Origin of the sequence: Sphingomonas pituitosa NBRC 102491, assembly GCF_001598435.1 — a bacterium.
Lineage (GTDB): Bacteria > Pseudomonadota > Alphaproteobacteria > Sphingomonadales > Sphingomonadaceae > Sphingomonas > Sphingomonas pituitosa.
The window spans coordinates 211139-227728 of record NZ_BCYY01000008.1 but is presented as its reverse complement, the minus strand read 5'-3'; the positions used below and the strand labels follow the sequence as shown (position 1 = coordinate 227728).

Annotated in this window: 16 protein-coding genes and 1 riboswitch; of the genes, 9 read left to right on the top strand and 7 right to left on the bottom strand. The window is 66.7% G+C overall.

Annotated features, from left to right (window positions below; all coding sequences use genetic code 11):
• Nucleotides 1-220: 220 nt before the first annotated feature.
• Nucleotides 221-1702, bottom strand: a complete 1482-nt coding sequence (locus SPI01S_RS09380; protein ID WP_066721466.1) for a phytoene desaturase — start codon at nt 1700-1702, stop codon at nt 221-223.
• The gene (gene crtY / locus SPI01S_RS09375) at nt 1702-2859 is read right to left on the bottom strand and encodes a lycopene beta-cyclase CrtY (RefSeq protein ID WP_066721464.1); all 1158 of its coding nucleotides are present in this window, start codon (nt 2857-2859) and stop codon (nt 1702-1704) included. Before crtY ends, SPI01S_RS09380 begins: the two co-directional genes overlap by 1 nt.
• A gap of 197 nt (nt 2860-3056) precedes the next feature.
• Between crtY and SPI01S_RS22995 the strand changes: the two genes are divergently transcribed.
• On the top strand, nt 3057-3851 hold the full coding sequence (locus SPI01S_RS22995; RefSeq protein WP_066721462.1) for a PEPxxWA-CTERM sorting domain-containing protein: 795 nt from the start codon (nt 3057-3059) through the stop codon (nt 3849-3851).
• Nucleotides 3852-3888: 37 nt separating this feature from the next.
• Here the strand turns inward: SPI01S_RS22995 and SPI01S_RS09365 are convergent, their stop codons facing one another.
• Entirely contained in the window at nt 3889-6354 is a 2466-nt protein-coding gene (locus SPI01S_RS09365) for a TonB-dependent receptor domain-containing protein (RefSeq protein ID WP_066721460.1), read from the bottom strand.
• A gap of 188 nt (nt 6355-6542) precedes the next feature.
• Here SPI01S_RS09365 and SPI01S_RS09360 point away from each other — a divergent pair, with 188 nt between their 5' ends.
• From SPI01S_RS09360 to SPI01S_RS09340, 5 genes are all read left to right on the top strand, one after another.
• A complete protein-coding gene (locus SPI01S_RS09360; protein WP_066721458.1) occupies nt 6543-7340 on the top strand; it encodes a sterol desaturase family protein in 798 nt (265 codons plus the stop codon).
• Nucleotides 7261-7689, top strand: a complete 429-nt coding sequence (locus SPI01S_RS09355) for a DUF2141 domain-containing protein (RefSeq protein WP_245653529.1) — start codon at nt 7261-7263, stop codon at nt 7687-7689. The genes SPI01S_RS09360 and SPI01S_RS09355 overlap by 80 nt, the downstream gene beginning before the upstream one ends.
• A 64-nt stretch (nt 7690-7753) precedes the next feature.
• On the top strand, nt 7754-8611 hold the full coding sequence (locus tag SPI01S_RS09350) for a MipA/OmpV family protein (protein WP_066721456.1): 858 nt from the start codon (nt 7754-7756) through the stop codon (nt 8609-8611).
• Between the two features lie 71 nt (nt 8612-8682).
• Nucleotides 8683-8793, top strand: a riboswitch (TPP riboswitch).
• A gap of 45 nt (nt 8794-8838) precedes the next feature.
• A complete protein-coding gene (thiC, locus tag SPI01S_RS09345) occupies nt 8839-10710 on the top strand; it encodes a phosphomethylpyrimidine synthase ThiC (RefSeq protein ID WP_066721454.1) in 1872 nt (623 codons plus the stop codon).
• A 12-nt stretch (nt 10711-10722) separates the two neighbouring features.
• Nucleotides 10723-11295 (top strand): DUF2199 domain-containing protein, encoded by a 573-nt coding sequence (locus SPI01S_RS09340; protein ID WP_066721452.1) that lies wholly within the window; start codon nt 10723-10725, stop codon nt 11293-11295.
• Between the two features lie 12 nt (nt 11296-11307).
• On the opposite strand, the gene SPI01S_RS09335 is transcribed toward SPI01S_RS09340, so the two are convergent.
• From SPI01S_RS09335 to ung, 3 genes are read right to left on the bottom strand one after another with little or no spacing between them, the layout of a single operon-like run.
• Nucleotides 11308-11574: a Txe/YoeB family addiction module toxin gene (locus SPI01S_RS09335; RefSeq protein WP_066721450.1), complete on the bottom strand. Its 267-nt coding sequence runs from the start codon at nt 11572-11574 to the stop codon at nt 11308-11310.
• Nucleotides 11571-11825: a type II toxin-antitoxin system Phd/YefM family antitoxin gene (locus SPI01S_RS09330; RefSeq protein ID WP_066721448.1), complete on the bottom strand. Its 255-nt coding sequence runs from the start codon at nt 11823-11825 to the stop codon at nt 11571-11573. The genes SPI01S_RS09335 and SPI01S_RS09330 overlap by 4 nt, the downstream gene beginning before the upstream one ends.
• Before the next feature lie 38 nt (nt 11826-11863).
• A complete protein-coding gene (ung, locus tag SPI01S_RS09325; RefSeq protein WP_066721446.1) occupies nt 11864-12562 on the bottom strand; it encodes a uracil-DNA glycosylase in 699 nt (232 codons plus the stop codon).
• 106 nt (nt 12563-12668) lie between these two features.
• Here ung and SPI01S_RS09320 point away from each other — a divergent pair, with 106 nt between their 5' ends.
• Nucleotides 12669-13226, top strand: a complete 558-nt coding sequence (locus SPI01S_RS09320) for a carbohydrate binding domain-containing protein (protein ID WP_066721443.1) — start codon at nt 12669-12671, stop codon at nt 13224-13226.
• Between the two features lie 23 nt (nt 13227-13249).
• On the opposite strand, the gene ubiG is transcribed toward SPI01S_RS09320, so the two are convergent.
• Complete coding sequence (ubiG, locus tag SPI01S_RS09315) at nt 13250-13981, bottom strand: bifunctional 2-polyprenyl-6-hydroxyphenol methylase/3-demethylubiquinol 3-O-methyltransferase UbiG (RefSeq protein ID WP_084253347.1); 732 nt, start codon at nt 13979-13981, stop codon at nt 13250-13252.
• Nucleotides 13982-14039: 58 nt separating this feature from the next.
• Here ubiG and SPI01S_RS09310 point away from each other — a divergent pair, with 58 nt between their 5' ends.
• Both SPI01S_RS09310 and SPI01S_RS09305 read left to right on the top strand, forming a co-directional pair.
• Nucleotides 14040-15311, top strand: coding sequence for an aspartate kinase (locus SPI01S_RS09310; protein ID WP_066721438.1), 1272 nt, complete (start codon nt 14040-14042; stop codon nt 15309-15311).
• Between the two features lie 67 nt (nt 15312-15378).
• On the top strand, nt 15379-16410 hold the full coding sequence (locus SPI01S_RS09305; protein ID WP_174539090.1) for an NAD(P)H-dependent flavin oxidoreductase: 1032 nt from the start codon (nt 15379-15381) through the stop codon (nt 16408-16410).
• Nucleotides 16411-16590: the final 180 nt, after the last annotated feature.

Below are 16590 nucleotides of genomic sequence, written 5' to 3'. Positions count from 1 at the left end.
GGAGCCGCAATAGACGGCGATACGCTTCATTTCATGCTCCTGTGGCGGGGCTGATAGCGTGTTTTGGCCGGGAGGGAGAGGGGTTTCCCGCACTTAAGCCCCTCCCCTTTAGGGGAGGGGTTGGGGTGGGGCTGTGTCTCACCGAGACCATCCGAGGTTCTGGAATCCCTCCACCCCCAAACCCCTCCTCCCAGGAGGAGGGGCTTAGATACCGGGGAACCTACGTCCCGATCTCGCCCAGCATCAACTCGGCGGTCGCCTTGGCGCTGCCGACCACGCCGGGGATGCCCGCGCCCGGATGCGTGCCGGCGCCGACGAAATACAGGTTCGAGATCGCATCGTCGCGGTTGTGCACGCGGAACCAGGCACTTTGCGTCAGGATCGGCTCCAGGCTGAAGCCCGATCCGTGATGCGCCGCCAGGTCGTCGCGGAAGTCGGTCGGCGCATAGTGGAACTTGGTGACGATCCGCTCGGCCAGGTCCGGGATCAGCCGGCGCTGGACTTCCGCCAGGATGCGCGATTCGAGGATCGGGCCCACCTCGTTCCAGTCGGCCGGGAACTTGCCGAGATGCGGCACCGGCGCCAGCGCGTAGAAGGTCGAATGGCCCTCGGGCGCCATGCTCGGGTCCGAGGCGCTAGGGTGGTGGAGGTACAGCGAGAAGTCCTCGCTGACCACGCCGTTGGTGTAGATGTCGTCGAGCAGGCCCTTATAGCGCGGCCCGAACAGGATCATGTGGTGCGGGATGTTCGGGAAGGTGCCGCGCAGCCCGAAATGCACCACGAACAGCGACGGCGAGAAGCGCTTGTTGAGCAGGCGGCTGGTCGTCCGCCGCGCGCTACGCGAGTTGCGCAGCAGGTCGCGATAGCTGTGGACGATGTCGGCGTTGCTCGCCACCGCATCGACCTCGACCTCGAAGCCGCTATGGGTGCGGACGCCGACCACGCGGTCGCCCAGCGTCAGTATCTCGTCGACGGGGTCGCCGATCCGGACCATGCCGCCCAGCCGCTCGAAATGCTTCACCATGCCCGCGATCAGCCGGTTGGTGCCCCCCTCGGCCCACCAGACGCCGCCGTCGCGCTCCAGCTTGTGGATCAGCGCGTAGATGCTGCTGGTCGCCATCGGGTTGCCGCCCACGAGCAGCGTGTGGAACGACAGCGCCTCGCGCAGCTTCTCGTTCTTCACATAGCTGGAAACGATCGAATAGACCGAGCGCCAGGCCTGGTTCTGCATCAGCGCCGGCGCCGCCTTCAGCATCGACTTGAAGTCGAGGAACGCCTTGGCGCCCAGCTTCACATAGCCTTCCTGATAGACCCGCTCGGAGTAATCGAGGAACTTGCGATAGCCGGCGATGTCGCCCGCATCGAGCTTGGCGATCTCGCCCACCAGGATCGCATCGTCATTGGTATAGTCGAACGTCGTCCCGTCGGGCCAGGACAGGCGGTAGAAGGGCGTTACCGGCTTTAGCGTCACGTCTTCCGAAATGTCATGGCCGGACAGGCGCCACAGCTCCTTCAGCGCGTCGGGATCGGTGATCACCGTCGGGCCGCCGTCGAAGGTGAAGCCGTCGCGCTCCCAGTAATAGGCGCGGCCGCCGGGCTTGTCGCGTGCCTCGATCACGATGGTGTCGACGCCCGCGGACTGGAGGCGAATGGCGAGGGCGAGGCCGCCGAAGCCGGCGCCGATCACGACTGCGCGGCGCATCAGCGGCTCCAGATCGCGGAAAGGGCGCGGCCCACCGGTACCGGCGGCTTGCCCGAAAGCACCCGCACGCGATCGCCGAAGGTGGATTGCGCGGCGTAGAAGCGCTGGATCAATCCTGCATCCAGACGGTAAAATCGTTCCAGCACGCGATAGCGCTCCTCGGGTTCGGTCGCCTTGAACAGCATCGCGGCGAGCATGCGATAGAAGGCGCGCTTGCGCCATAGCGCGCGGGAATAGCCATACAGCATTTGGTGCAGCGCCTCGCCCGAATAGTCCCTGGCTTCGGCGATCAGCGCGGCGGTGCGCACGGCATCGGGGAAGGAATAGCCGGTCATCGGGTGGAACAGCCCGGCCTTCATCCCTGCCTTGGCGATGCCGCGGCCGCCGGCCGCCCAATAGGCGGCATGGTCGCCGCCCATCGCCACCGGAAGGCTGCCCACTTCCTCGCGCAGCACGCGATCCACCTGCCAGCCGGCCGCATCGGCATAGGCTTCGATCCGGTCGCCGGTGGCGAGGATGTCGAGCGACGGCGTGTCGCTGTAATAGGTGTCCTCGACGAACATCCGCGTCGGGCTGAACGGCAGGCAATAGACGAAGCGATAGCCGTCGATCTGCGGAACGGTCGCGTCCATGATGACCGGCCGCTTGACGCCGTGCAGGTCGGTGAGCGCGAGTTCGGCGCCGTGGAATTTCTGCCAGCCAAGCTGGAGCGCGCTCGTGTCGCCGACGCCGCGGCAGTCGATCACGCCTTCGGCCTCGACCAGGTCGCCATCGGCGAGCGCGACGGCCGTGGGCGTGATGTCCGCCGCCTCGCGTTCGAGCAGCAGGCCCTTCTCGCCGAGTTCGTCGCGCACGACGCGGTCCAGGCGCTCGGATTCGACCGAGTAGTAGCGCGCCGGCAGGCTGCGGAAATGGCTTGGGAAGGCGACATCATAGCCGTTCCAGCCATGGCTGATCAGCGGCGCGGCGAGCCAGCGATGCTCGGGCGCCACGTCGTCGGCGAAGAACGACCAGAGGTGATTGCCGCCAATCCGCGCCGAGCCTTCGATCAGGCGGACGGTGCAATCGGGTTTCTTCTTCCGGATTGCCAGCGCGATAAGCCCGCCGGCAAGGCCGCCGCCTACAATGGCGACGTCACAACTGATGGTTGAAGGCATTGCCGTCGCCTAGCCCAAGCCCGGGGGTGAGGGAACCCCGCCATTGGGGACGCGCGCCGAAACGGTCGCTGGGCCGGGGCGCCCCGGCGCGCGCCAAGCCGTTCATTTTCTCTTAACTATCGTCACACGGCTTGCACAGTTCGGCCCTAGTGCCGGGCGACCGCGCTTGCGGTTTGTGAAGTAGGGGAACCAAAGCAATGCAGAAGAAGCTTTTTGGCGCGACGCTTGTCGCCGCCACGTTGCTCGGCGCGCCCGTCGCGCAGGCCCAGATCACCCTGACGACCAAGACCTACACGCAGGATTTCAACACGCTGGCCACCAGCGGCACCAGCAAGGCGCTGCCCAGCGGCTGGAAGCTGGACGAGCGCGGCAGCAGCACCGCCGGTTCGGATGACGCCTATGCGACGAGCAACGCCAATACCGGCACCGCCTATGCCTTTGGTACGGGCAGCGAGCGCGCGCTGGGCAGCGTCACCTCGGGCAACGCGACGCCGATCCTGTTCGGCGCCTTCTTCACCAACGCGCTGGGCGCCACGATCCAGTCGATCTCGCTGGACTATTTCGGCGAGCAGTGGCGTCTCGGCACCGCCAGCACCGACCGGCTCAGCTTCGAATATTCGATCAATGCCACGTCGCTGTCGAACGGCAGCTGGACCGCGTTCGATGCGCTCGATTTCGCCAGCATCAAGAACGGCACGGGTTCGGGCAGTGCGAGCGGCACGCTCGACGGCAATGCCGCGGGCAACCGCACGGCAATCGGCGCGACGACCGCCACCCTGCTGATCGCCGATGGCGGCGGCTTCGCGATCCGCTGGATCGACCGCGATGTCGGCGGTTCGGACCATGGCCTGGCGATCGACGACCTGACGCTCACCGCCACGCTGGCGCCGAGCGCGGTGCCCGAACCGGCCGCATGGGCGATGCTGATCGGCGGCTTCGGCTTCGCCGGCGCCGCGCTGCGCCGCCGCGCGAAGAAGGCGGTCTTCGCCTGAAACAAGAGGGCGCCGGAATGTCCGGCGCCCTTGACGCTCAGAAGTCGTACTTGGCCGAGAGCGAGACGGTTCGGCCGTTGATCGAGCGGCCCCAGCCGATGCCGTTGGCCGGCACTTCGCTCTGGTTGAACTCGAAGAAGCCGACCTGGTCGAACAGGTTGCTGGCGTTGAGCATCACCCGCACCCGATCAATCGGCTTCACCACCACGAAGGCGTTGACCACGGTGAAGCCCGGCATCTTGAGCAGGTTGCTGTCCTGCGCATAGCTGCTGGTGATCGTCACCACATTGGCGCCCAGGGTCACCCCGCGCAACTCTATCTGCGGGGTGGCTTCCAGCGTCCAGCTCGGCTGGTGGCGCGGTTCCTTGCCGGTCAGCGTCGGATCCAGGAAGTCCTTGGTGATCTTGGCGGTGGTGTAGGTGGCACCCGCGGTGATGCTGAAGATGCCGCGGCGATACCCGCCTTCCATCTCCACACCGGTCGCGCGGTAGCTGCGGATGGTCTGGTTGGCCGATCCGTTGAGGACATTGTGGTCGTCCGCCGTCGCGCGGAACGCGGTGACGTTGAGCGTCGCGCCGGCATGGCGGAACTTGAACCCGCCTTCGAGCTGGCGGACCTGGTCATATTTGTCCGCCGCGTTGGGCACGCCGCCGTCGACCGCGCTCACCGCCGGGGTGAACAGGATCTTGTCGGCATTCGCGCGCGCGCCGCGGCTGTAGCGGGCGAATACCGAGAAGGGTTCGGCGACGCGGTAGTTGATGCCGCTCGAATAGCTCCAATAGCCGTAATTGTAGTTCACTGGCGCAGGGGTATCGAGCGGCAGGAAGGCGACGCGGGTCTCGGGGGCCGAGATCACGCCGTTGCCGTTGATGTCGTAGCGGATCAGGCCGACCCGGCCGCCGCCCAGATCCGCGCCGACCAGCGATCCGCGCACCCGCCCGCGATCGTAGCGGAGGCTGCCGCCGATCGAGAGCTTGCCAACATGATAGTTCACCGAGCCATAGGGCGCGAGGATGTCGTACGACACATCGAAGATGCGGCGGAATTTGCTGCCGTTGCGGCTGAAGGTGTAATAGCCGTCCTGGGTCTGCGCGACGCCGCCGGCGCTGGTGACGTTGACCATCGCGGTCTGGCCGTCGCCCGCCACGTCGGTGTCGATCCCCGAGTGCAGCCACTGGGCGTAGATCTTCTGGTTGGCCTTGTAGAGGCCGCCGGTGACGGTCAGGTCGCCCCGGCCGAGCTTCCACACCTTGGTCGCGCGGATGTCGTTGGTGAAATTGTCGAGCGAGCGGGCGCGGGTCTGCGCCATGTAGTTGAACGACAGCAGGCCGTTGCCGTTGGCGTCGGCCGGCACCAGCTTGCCGATGTTCGGACCGCTGGCATAGGTCGCCACCGCCCCGGCCCCCGCCTGCGAGGCGGCGATCGTCGCGATCGGGCCCACCGCGGAGGGGAAGACGCGCAGGAAGTCGCCCGAATTGGCCGAATAGCGCGCGCGCTCGCTGATCGTGATTCCGGCGATGTCGAATTGCGCCTCGAAACCGATCGACTTGCTCTTGGCGTGCATGCCGTTGGCGACATCGTAGCGGGCGAGCTTGTTGTCGCCGTCCAGCGTCGTCACCGGGCCGATGAAGGGGGAGAGCAGCGAATCCTTGCCAATGTCGAAGTTGCCGGCGTTGCCGATCACCGGCTTGTCATTGGTGCCGGTAATCCGGATCGGATAGGGCGCGAAGGTGGGCGAGCGATCGTCGAGCCACTTGCCGCTGACCCGCACATAGCCGGTCGCGAACTGCTTGGTGACGTTGAAGCGGATCTGGCCGCCCTTGTAGCCGGTGAAGCCGATGTCGCGCGGGCCCTCGCCCGAGCGGTAATAGCCGCCGACATGGAAGCGCCAGCCGTCGCCGAGCGGCTGGCCATAATCCATGTCGACACGCTTCTCGCCATAATCGAGCCCGACGGTGGCCTGCACCGCGCCGCCGCGCGTCTCGCCGGTCTTGGAAATCAGGTTGATCAGCCCGCCCGGCGCGTTGGACGAGAAGGTCGAGCCCGAGCCGCCGCGGATCGATTCGATCGCCGCGACGTTGAAGTCGGCGCGCATGAACACGTCGACACCGACGTTGAAGATGTCGCCGAATTCGAGCACCGGCAGCCCGTCTTCCTGGAACTGCATGTATTTGGAGCCGCCCGCCGCCAGCGGCAGGCCGCGGACGGTGTAGTTAGCGTTTCCCTCGCCGATGCCGCTTTCGACGCGGAGGCCGGGCATGGTGCGGAGCACGTCGCCGAGCGGGCGCGGCCCCAGCTTCTCGAACTCGCTCGCGCGATAGGCGCTGGTCGAGGTGGCGCTGTCGAGCCGGTCGCGGCCCTTGGCGACGCCGGTGGAGAAGACTTCCTTCTCCGGCACCTGCGCGGTGGTGGACGGCTTCGGCGCATCGCCATTCGATTGGGCGAACGCGGGGTGGACAATCACGCTCGAGCAGAATGCGAGCAGCGAGTAACGGAGTTTCACGACAACCTCTCCCGACCCATGTCTGTTGTTCTTTGGGTGGCCCAGTCTACGGCGTCGGATGTTTAGATTTCGGCGCCAGGCTTCTGCGTAAAAATACGAATGTTACGCGGCAGCAACCGTTCGGCGTGGCGGACCATCGGGTTGCGCCGCATTGCCGCCCGGGCCGCGAAGGGGTAGCAGCGGGAGACATGGAGATCGCGCTTGCCATTTTCGCTTCGGCCATCGCCATGACGGTGATCGTCGGCGTGCGCTACGTCGCCGCCTCGGCGGGATTCGCGCTGGCGACGCGGCTGCGGCATCCGGGGCTGTATGACGGCCAGGGCAAGCAGATCCGCATGGAGATCCTCTGGAGCCTCGCCTCGGCCGCGATCTACGGCATTCCTGCCGGAATCGTCGCCTGGGGATGGAAGGCACATGGCTGGACGCGGATCTACGCCGACATCCATGCCTTGCCGCTCTGGTATCTACCGGTGTCGGTGTTCCTCTACCTCTTCCTGCACGACACCTGGTTCTACTGGACGCACCGGGCGATGCACGTGCCTTCGCTGTTCCGCCGCTATCACGCCGTCCACCATGCCAGCCGACCGCCCACCGCCTGGGCGGCGATGAGCTTCCATTGGGGCGAGGCGCTGACGGGCGCGATCGTGATTCCGCTGCTGGTCTTCGCAATTCCCATTCATGTCGGCGCGCTTGGCTTGGTGCTGACGATCATGACGGTTATGGGGGTGACCAATCATATGGGCTGGGAGATCTTCCCGGCCTGGATGTGGCGGGGCCCGTTGGGTGCATGGTTGATCACGGCAAGCCATCACCAGCGGCATCATGAGCGATATGGGTGCAACTATGGCTTATATTTCCGGTTCTGGGACCGGTTGTGCGGGACCGACCAGGGGTTGGGGCGGTTCGATCCTGCGGCGCGGCGCATGGGCGCTCGTCGCCCTGCCGCTGCTGACCAGCGCCGCGCCGCTGGCGACGCTGGAGCTTGATTTCACCAAGCTGCGCTCCACCCGCGGGCTGCTGCAGATCTGCATCGCCCCTGCCGCCAGCCAGTTCCCCGATTGCCGCGACGGGCACGGCGCGATCAAGCGGACGATTCCCGCCGCCGACGGCATGCTGCGCCTGAGCGGCCTCGCCCCAGGGGACTATGCGGTCGCGGTGATTCATGACGCGAACGGCAACGGCAAGCTCGACACGTTCATGGGCATCCCGCGCGAAGGCTTCGGCTTTTCGCGCAATCCCGTGATCGGGTTTGGCCCGCCGCGCTTCTCCGCCGCGCAATTCCCGCTGCAGGGGGGCAGCGACCGTCAGGAAGTGAAGCTGCGCTACCTCCTCTAGGAACTGCGCGAGGCTGCAGGCGTTGCCCCGGCTCTGATCTTTCGATCCTGTCCCGGAGTACCCGATGTTCTTTCTGCGTATCGCGGCGAGCGCCGCCTTTGTCACGCTCCCGCTGTTCGCGGCGGCGCCTGCCTTCGCCCAGCAGGACGCGCCGGACTCCCCGCCCGACCTGACCCGCGACACCGTGATGGTCGGCGTCGGCGCGGCGGTGGTGCCGAGCTATGACGGGTCGGACAAGAGCGTGATCACCGCCGCCCCCGTGGTTCGTGGCAGTGTCTCGGGCATCAACTTCGCGCTGCTCGGCAGCCGCGCCTGGGCCGACCTGATCGCGGACAACAACGGCCCCGGCTGGGACTTCCAGGCCGGCCCGGTCGTCAACGTGAACCTCAACCGCACCTCGCGCATCGAAGACCGCCAGGTCGCCGCCCTGGGCAAGGTGGGTGCCGCGATCGAGGCGGGCGGGTTCGTCGGCGTCGGCAAGCAGGGGCTGATCACCAGCGACTATGACAAGCTGACCGTGGGTGTCTCCTACATCCACGACGTGGGCACGGTGCATAAGAGCTATCTGGTGTCGCCCTCGATCAACTACGGCACGCCGCTCAGCCGCAAGGCCTATGTGCTGCTGAACCTCTCGGCCAATTACATGGGCAATGGCTATGCCCAGACCTATTTCGGGGTGACGCCGGGCGGCAGCGCGCGCAGCGGGCTGCCGGTGTACAATGCACGCAAGGGCTGGAAGGACTGGACGCTGGGCGCGATGGGCAATGTCGCGCTCACCGGCGACCTGACGCACGGCCTGTCGGCGGTGGGCGGCGTGGCGTATCGGCGAATGCTCGATGATGCGGCCGATTCCCCCGTCGTGCGGATCGCGGGTTCGCGGAACCAGTGGTACGGCGCAGTGGGCCTCGCCTACACCTTCTGATCGGACGATCTGTTCGCATGGCGAGGCGGCGCGCCGGGATTGCCCGGCGCGCCGCTTGCGCGTACAGGACTAGCCATTCCCCGGGGGACCGCTGGCGCAGCGGTTGAGAGGAAGGCTGCAGCCTTCGACCCGCTGAACCTGATCCGGTTGACACCGGCGTAGGGAGGGAGGGTCTTGTTTGCCGAGGTCCATCTGCTCTCCTTACGTCCGCCAAGGAGTAGACGAGCATGGCCGACATCCCCGCCAAGACCGAAATTGGTGTCACCACCGGGCCCATTCGCGGCAGCCGCAAGATCCATGTCGGCAAGCACCGCGTCGCGATGCGCGAGATCCACCTGGAGCCGGGCAGCGGCGAGGCGCCGGTGCGCGTGTACGACACCTCGGGTCCCTATACCGATCCCGATGCCCGCATCGACATCATGGCCGGCCTGCCGGCGATCCGCCGCGACTGGATCCTCGGCCGCGGCGATGTCGAGGCCTATGACGCGCGCGAAGTGCGCCCCGAGGACAATGGCCTGAAGGGCCCCGATCGCTCGGCCGGCGTGCCGCAGTTCCCGAACGTGACGCGGCGTCCGCTGCGCGCCAAGCCGGGCATGAACGTCAGCCAGATGCATTATGCCCGGCGCGGCATCATCACGCCCGAGATGGAATATGTGGCCGAGCGCGAGAATCTCGGCCGCGAGCGGCTCGCCGAGTACATCCGCGACGGCCAGGATTGGGGCGCCGAGATTCCCGATTATGTGACGCCCGAATTCGTCCGCGACGAAGTGGCGCGCGGCCGGGCGATCATCCCGAACAACGTCAATCACCCGGAATCGGAGCCGATGGCGATCGGCCGGAACTTCCTGGTCAAGATCAACGCCAATATCGGCAACTCGGCGGTCGCCAGCGACGTGGCGAGCGAGGTCGACAAGCTGGTCTGGTCGATCCGCTGGGGCGCGGACACGGTGATGGACCTCTCGACGGGGCGCAACATCCACGACACCCGCGAATGGATCCTGCGCAACTCGCCGGTGCCGATCGGCACGGTGCCGATCTACCAGGCGCTGGAGAAGGTGGGCGGCGTCGCCGAGGAACTGACCTGGGAGATCTTCCGCGACACGCTGATCGAGCAGGCCGAGCAGGGCGTCGACTATTTCACCATCCATGCCGGCGTGCGGCTGCCCTACATCCCGATGACCGCCAAGCGCGTCACCGGCATCGTCTCGCGTGGCGGCTCGATCATGGCCAAATGGTGCCTCGCGCATCACCGCGAATCGTTCCTGTACGAGCGGTTCGACGAGATCACCGAGATCATGAAGGCGTACGACATCGCCTATTCACTGGGCGACGGCCTGCGCCCAGGCTCGATCGCCGACGCCAATGACGAAGCGCAGTTCGCCGAGCTCTACACGCTGGGCGAGCTGACCAAGCGCGCCTGGGAGCAGGACGTCCAGGTGATGATCGAGGGCCCCGGCCATGTGCCGATGCACAAGATCAAGCAGAACATGGAGAAGCAGCTCGAGGCGTGCGGCGAGGCGCCCTTCTACACGCTCGGGCCGCTGACCACCGATATCGCGCCGGGCTATGACCACATCACCAGCGGCATTGGTGCTGCAATGATCGGTTGGTACGGCACGGCGATGCTCTGCTACGTCACGCCGAAGGAGCATCTCGGCCTGCCCGATCGCGACGACGTGAAGGTCGGCGTGGTCACCTACAAGCTGGCGGCGCACGCGGCGGACCTCGCCAAGGGCCATCCGGCGGCCAAGGTGCGCGACGACGCGCTGAGCCGCGCGCGCTTCGAGTTCCGCTGGCGCGACCAGTTCAACCTGTCGCTCGATCCGGACACGGCGGAGAAGTATCACGACCAGACGCTGCCGGCGGAAGGCGCCAAGACCGCGCATTTCTGCTCGATGTGCGGGCCGAAATTCTGCTCGATGAAGATCACGCAGGAAGTGCGCGACTTCGCCGCCAAGCAGAACGCGTCGGCCGATACCTTCCTGGCGGCGACGCCGGCGACGGTGGATGCCGAGACGGGCATGGCCGAGATGAGCAAGGTGTTCCGCGAGACCGGCAGCGAGCTCTACATGGGTGCCGGCGACCGCGAGCACGATTGAGCCGACCGGCGCGTGTTCGGCTTCGGCAAGCGCAAGCCATCCACTGCCATCGACCGCCTCCGGGCCGGTCGGTGGCAGTGCGCCACCTGTGACGCCGAGCATGGGTGGCCATTTGATCTGGCTGCCCGTGCGCCCGATCCCTGGCCGCGCGAGCCCGTGTATGAGCCCAACAGCGCGCTCCGACTTGAAGGCGATTTCCTGTCGGAAGACTTCTGCGTTATCGAAGGACGTTATTTTTTCGTGCGGGCGGTGCTGGAGATTCCGGTACAGGGGCTGGAGCAGCCGTTCGGCTTCGGATGCTGGTCCACGTTGTCGCGCACCAACTTCCAGAAATATGTCGAGGGCTTTGACGCGGGCGAGTACTCCGACGGCGAGCAGTGGACCGGTTGGCTCTGCAACCAGTTGCTCAACGATGTCGGCGACAAGCCAATTGGGGTTTGGGTCCAGCTCCGTTCGGGTCGTCAGCGACCATTATTGTGGGTTGCGGAGGACGCCGAGCCGCTAGCGGGACGCCAGGATCATGGCATCTCCCCCAACGAGATGCTCGATCTGCTGCGCCACTATGGCCATGGCCCACTGGACTGATCCCCGGGCTGCTTAATAATGATACCGGCAGCTCAGCACTTCCACCGCCTGCGTGTCGCCTGATCCGCTGACCCGATAGACCAGCCGATGCTCGCCGCTGATCCGGCGCGACCACCAGCCGGAGAGATTGCGCCGCAGCGGCTCCGGCTTGCCGGTGCCGGTGAACGGGTGGCGCCGACATTCCTCGATCAGCGCGTTGATGCGCTCGGCGATCTTCGGGTCTTCGCGCTGCCAGTCGACATATTCCGCCCATGCATCGCGATCGAACGCAACCTTCACGGCTGGATCAGCGCGTGCTCCTCGCCCTCACCGGCGTCGAACCGTGCGATCCGCTCCATCAGCCGCCGTGCATTCTCCGGCGATGCAAGCAGGTGCATCGTCTCCAGCATCCCCTCCCATTCGCTTTCGGAGACCAGCACGACGCCTTCGCCCTTGGGGCGCACGATCTGGATCGGCGCCTTGTCAGCGACGACACGGTCGAGCACAGCCTTCAGATTGGCGCGGGTCTCCGAGACGGTAAGGGTCTGCATGGCGAATCTTGTACATCATTTCGTACAAGATTTCAATCTCACCCCAGCGCCGGGAGTGCCCAGTCGATCGGCTTCTGGCCGACGCTCTCCAGAAACGCGTTGGCCTTGCTAAAATGGCGCGAGCCGAAAAACCCCGAATGCGCCGATAGCGGCGAGGGGTGGGGGGCCTTCAGCACCAGGTGGCGGCCGCCCTTGTCGATCGAATCGACGAACGCCGCCTTTTTCTGCGCATGTGCACCCCAGAGCAGGAACACCACGGGCTCTGCCTTCGCGTTGACCAGCCGGATCACCGCGTCGGTGAAGCGTTCCCAGCCGCGGCCCTGGTGCGCGGCGGCGCGGCCCATTTCCACCGTCAGCACCGCGTTGAGCAGCAGCACGCCCTGCTCCGCCCAATGCTCGAGAAAGCCGTGCTGCGCGCGCGGGATGCCGAGGTCGGTTTCCATTTCCTTGTAGATGTTGACCAGGCTCGGCGGCGTCCGCACGCCGGGCTTCACCGAGAAGCACAGGCCGTGCGCCTGGCCCTCGCCGTGATAGGGGTCTTGCCCGAGGATCACGACGCGCACCTGCTCCAGCGGGGTCAGGTCGAGCGCGCGGAACCACGCGCCTCCGGCCGGGAAGATGCGCTTCCCCGCCGCCTTTTCGGCGCGGAGGTACTCGCGCAGTGCGGCCATGTAGGGCTGGGCGAATTCCGCCTCGAGCGGGGCCAGCCAGCTCGGGTGCAGCTTGATCGTCGACATGGGCTCTCTGTCCGGCCCCGGGGCAGGGCTGTCAATTGCTCGCTATTGACAGCGTTGACGCTCGCGATAGCCTGCACCGCAACGAAAATGAAGGAGGAGGGGTGCCATGAAATCGTGGTCGTGCGTGGTCGCGCTTTGTCTGTCTGCCGTCGCGCCGCCGGCGCTTGCGCAGGCGCAACAGCCGCAGGCCGACATTTCCAAGCAGATCATCAATGCGCCGACGCCGGAGACGTTCAACGTCTATGGCCTCAGCGCGAAGCCTGCGGTGGTGAAGGACAAGAACGTCCAGGGCGGCCGTGCGCTGCGCGTGCCGATCGCCGGTGGCGGCGACCAGCCGTGGAGCGTGGGACTGATCTCGACGATCAATCAGCCGGTGAAGAAGGGCGACAAGCTGGTGATCGTGGTCTGGGCCCGCGCGGAGAAGCTGCCGGAGGGCGCGAGCAGCGCAAAGATCTCCACCATCCAGGTCGGACTCGCCAAGGAACCCTACACCACCGTGTTCAAGGGCGAGGGTGAGGTGGGCAGCGAATGGAAGATGGTGCATGTCGTCGGCACCGCCGACCGCGACTATGCGGTGGGCGACATCTCCGTCTCGCTGCACCTCGCGACTGCCAAGCAGGTGCTCGACATCGGGCCGATCCTGCTGCTCGACCTCGCCAGATAAGGAGGCACGCTGCCGTCCGGCGCTCAGGCACGGACGGCAGTGACCAGATAGTTGAGCGCCTCGTTCTCGCGCACCACGAAACCGCGCGTGGGCGAGAAGCCCAGGCCCTGGCGGTCGATCACCTTGAGGCCCGCATCGGCGAGCAGCGCCTCCAGTTCCTCGGGCTTGAGGAAGCGGCTCCAGTCGTGGGTGCCCCTGGGGATCGCGCCGGTGCCTTCGGCGAGCGTGATCATCGCCAGGCGCGAGAGCGGCGTGCGGTTGGGCGTGGAGAGCACCATCAGCCCGCCTTCGGCCAGCGCACCGGCCAGCCCGCGCACGAATCCGGCGGGATCGCTGACATGCTCGATCACCTCCATCGAGGTGACGAGGTCGAACTGGCGGCCGGCGAGATCCTCGATGCCGCCATGGACATAGTCGATCGGCAGCCCGGATGGTGCGGCATGCGCGCGCGCCGCGCCGATATTCTCGCCCGCAGCATCGACGCCGGTCACCCGCGCGCCAAGCCGGGCGAGCGGCTCGCACAGCAGCCCGGCGCCGCAGCCCACATCGATCGCGGTTTTGCCGGTCAGCGGCATGAAGTCGGCCGAATCGCCTGTCCAGTGCGCGTCGATCGCGCGGCGGATATAGCCCAGTCGCGCAGGATTCAGCCTGTGGAGCATGGCGGAGCTACCCTTTGGATTCCACCAATCGGCCGCCAGACGACCGAAATGTTCCGCTTCACGGGGGTCAATCGTAGCTATTGTTGCGTTCGGCATCGCTGGCTCCTATCAGGCACGCCCATCTCTCCCAAGGGCAGGAAACAAGCAACCAGCCATGGCGCGTATCGTAATGAAGTTCGGCGGCACATCGATGGCCGGGATCGAGCGTATCCGCAGCGTTGCCGCGCGCGTCAAACGCGAATGGGAGGCGGGCAACCAGGTCGCCGTCGTCGTATCGGCGATGGCGGGCGAGACCGATCGGCTGGTCGGCTTCTGCCGCGAGGCCTCGTCGCTCTACGACCCCAAGGAATATGACGTCGTCGTCGCCGCCGGCGAGCAGATCACCAGCGGGCTGCTTGCGATCGCGCTGCAGGCGATCGGCGTGCCGGCGCGTTCGTGGCTCGGCTGGCAGCTGCCGGTGCAGACGTCGGACGCGTTCGCGAAGGCGCGCATCGAGGATATCGGCACCGACGCGCTGCTCGCCAGCATGGGCGCCGGCGAAGTGGCGGTGATCCCCGGCTTCCAGGGCGTGCACGAGGGCCGGATCACCACGCTGGGCCGCGGCGGCTCGGACACCTCGGCGGTGGCGGTGGCGGCGGCGGTGAAGGCCGATCGCTGCGACATCTACACCGATGTCGACGGGGTCTACACCACCGATCCGCGCATCGTGCCCCGCGCACGCAAGCTGAAGCGCGTGACCTATGAGGAAATGCTCGAACTCGCCAGCGTCGGCGCCAAGGTGCTCCAGACCCGTTCGGTCGGCCTGGCGATGAAGGAAGGCGTGCGGGTGCAGGTGCTCTCGTCCTTCACGGGCGACGGCGCGCCGATGGCAGATACATTGCCCGGAACCATGATCGTGGGCGAAGAGGAGATTCAGGACGTGGAACGCCAGCTCATCACCGGCATCGCGCACGACAAGAACGAGGCCAAGATCACCCTGACCGCAGTGCCGGACAAGCCCGGCGCGGTGGCATCGATCTTCACGCCGCTTGCCGATGCCAGCATCAATGTCGACATGATCATCCAGAACATCGCGCACCAGAGCGCCGGCAGCGCGAGCGCCACCGACGTGACGTTCACGGTGCCGGCGGCGGATCTCGCCCGCTCGCTGGAGATCCTGGCGCAGCAGAAGGAATCGATCGGCTTCACCGACATCAGCCACGACACGCGCGTGGCCAAGGTCTCGGTGGTCGGCGTCGGCATGCGCAGCCATGCCGGTGTCGCCGCGACGATGTTCCAGACGCTGGGCGCGCGCGGCATCAACATCCAGGCGATCACCACCTCCGAGATCAAGGTCTCTGTGCTGATCGAGGAAGACTATACCGAACTCGCCGTGCGCGTGCTGCACACCGCGTACGGCCTCGACGCGGACGGGGTCGCGGCCTGACCTGGGATTCGGCAAGGGGCAGGCGCCTCTTGCCGAGCCGGGGGCGCCGGGGCTAGGCGCTGTCCCCATGACGAATTCCTCCACGATCGGCGCCGAGCGCCTGGCCCGCCGCATGGCGCGCGGTTGCGACTTCCTGGGCAGCGAGGTCGCGATCCTCGCCGGCGCGATGTCGTGGGTGTCCGAGCGCAACCTGGTTTCCGCCATGTCCAACGCGGGCGGCTTCGGCGTGATCGCGTGCGGCGCGATGAGCCCCGAGCTGCTCGACGCCGAGATCGCCGCCACCAAGGCGCTGACGGACAAGCCGTTCGGCGTCAACCTGATCACCATGCATCCGCAGCTCTTCGAGCTGATCGAGGTGTGCGGGAAGCACGGCGTCGGCCATGTCGTGCTCGCGGGCGGGCTGCCGCCGGCGGGGTCGCTCGACGCGATCAAGGGGCACGGCGCCAAGCTGATCTGCTTCGCGCCGGCGCTGAGCCTCGCCAAGAAGCTGATCCGCTCGGGCGTCGACGCGCTCGTCGTCGAGGGCATGGAAGCCGGCGGGCATATCGGCCCGGTGTCGACCAGCGTGCTCGCGCAGGAAATCCTGCCCGAGGTTGCCGCCCAAGTCCCCGTGTTCGTTGCCGGCGGCATCGGCAGGGGCGAAGCGATCGCCGGCTATCTCGACATGGGCGCGGCCGGCGTGCAGCTCGGCACCCGCTTCGCCGCCGCGACCGAAAGCATCGCGCACGCCAATTTCAAGAAGGCGTTCATCCGCGCCTCCGCCCGCGACGCCATCGCCAGCGTGCAGATCGATCCGCGCCTGCCGGTGATCCCGGTGCGCGCGCTGAAGAATGCCGGGGCCGAGGCGTTCACCGCCAAGCAGCGCGAAGTCGCGCAGTCGCTCGACGAGGGCGCGATCGCGATGGCCGAGGCGCAGCTGCAGATCGAGCATTACTGGGCGGGTGCGCTGCGCCGCGCGGTGATCGACGGCGATATCGAGCATGGCAGCGTGATGGCGGGCCAGTCCGTCGGCATGGTCACCAAGGAAGAGCCGGTGGCGACGATCATCGAAACGCTGATGGCCGAAGCCGCCCACGCGCTGGAGAAGCGCGCGGCGTGACGCGCTTTTCGCCAGACTATCCCGTCTAAGCCGGAATCCCCCTCACCCTTCCGCCGCTTCGCGGCTCCCTCCCTCTCCCACAAGGGGAGAGGGAGCAGGCTGCCGCAACTCCCTCTCCCCTTGTGGGAAGGGTGAGGGGGACAGAGGTCCGCACACGCCGGCGCTCCCTGGTATGCCTGG

What these genes read in the sequence shown, in the direction of transcription:
- SPI01S_RS09380 (WP_066721466.1), bottom strand. Translation starts at nt 1,702, where the DNA reads ATGCGCCGCGCAGTCGTGATCGGCGCCGGCTTCGGCGGCCTCGCCCTC.
- crtY (WP_066721464.1), bottom strand. Translation starts at nt 2,859, where the DNA reads ATGCCTTCAACCATCAGTTGTGACGTCGCCATTGTAGGCGGCGGCCTT.
- SPI01S_RS22995 (WP_066721462.1), top strand. Translation starts at nt 3,057, where the DNA reads ATGCAGAAGAAGCTTTTTGGCGCGACGCTTGTCGCCGCCACGTTGCTC.
- SPI01S_RS09360 (WP_066721458.1), top strand. Translation starts at nt 6,543, where the DNA reads ATGGAGATCGCGCTTGCCATTTTCGCTTCGGCCATCGCCATGACGGTG.
- SPI01S_RS09350 (WP_066721456.1), top strand. Translation starts at nt 7,754, where the DNA reads ATGTTCTTTCTGCGTATCGCGGCGAGCGCCGCCTTTGTCACGCTCCCG.
- thiC (WP_066721454.1), top strand. Translation starts at nt 8,839, where the DNA reads ATGGCCGACATCCCCGCCAAGACCGAAATTGGTGTCACCACCGGGCCC.
- SPI01S_RS09330 (WP_066721448.1), bottom strand. Translation starts at nt 11,825, where the DNA reads ATGCAGACCCTTACCGTCTCGGAGACCCGCGCCAATCTGAAGGCTGTG.
- ung (WP_066721446.1), bottom strand. Translation starts at nt 12,562, where the DNA reads ATGTCGACGATCAAGCTGCACCCGAGCTGGCTGGCCCCGCTCGAGGCG.
- SPI01S_RS09320 (WP_066721443.1), top strand. Translation starts at nt 12,669, where the DNA reads ATGAAATCGTGGTCGTGCGTGGTCGCGCTTTGTCTGTCTGCCGTCGCG.
- ubiG (WP_084253347.1), bottom strand. Translation starts at nt 13,981, where the DNA reads ATGCCGAACGCAACAATAGCTACGATTGACCCCCGTGAAGCGGAACAT.
- SPI01S_RS09310 (WP_066721438.1), top strand. Translation starts at nt 14,040, where the DNA reads ATGGCGCGTATCGTAATGAAGTTCGGCGGCACATCGATGGCCGGGATC.
- SPI01S_RS09305 (WP_174539090.1), top strand. Translation starts at nt 15,379, where the DNA reads ATGACGAATTCCTCCACGATCGGCGCCGAGCGCCTGGCCCGCCGCATG.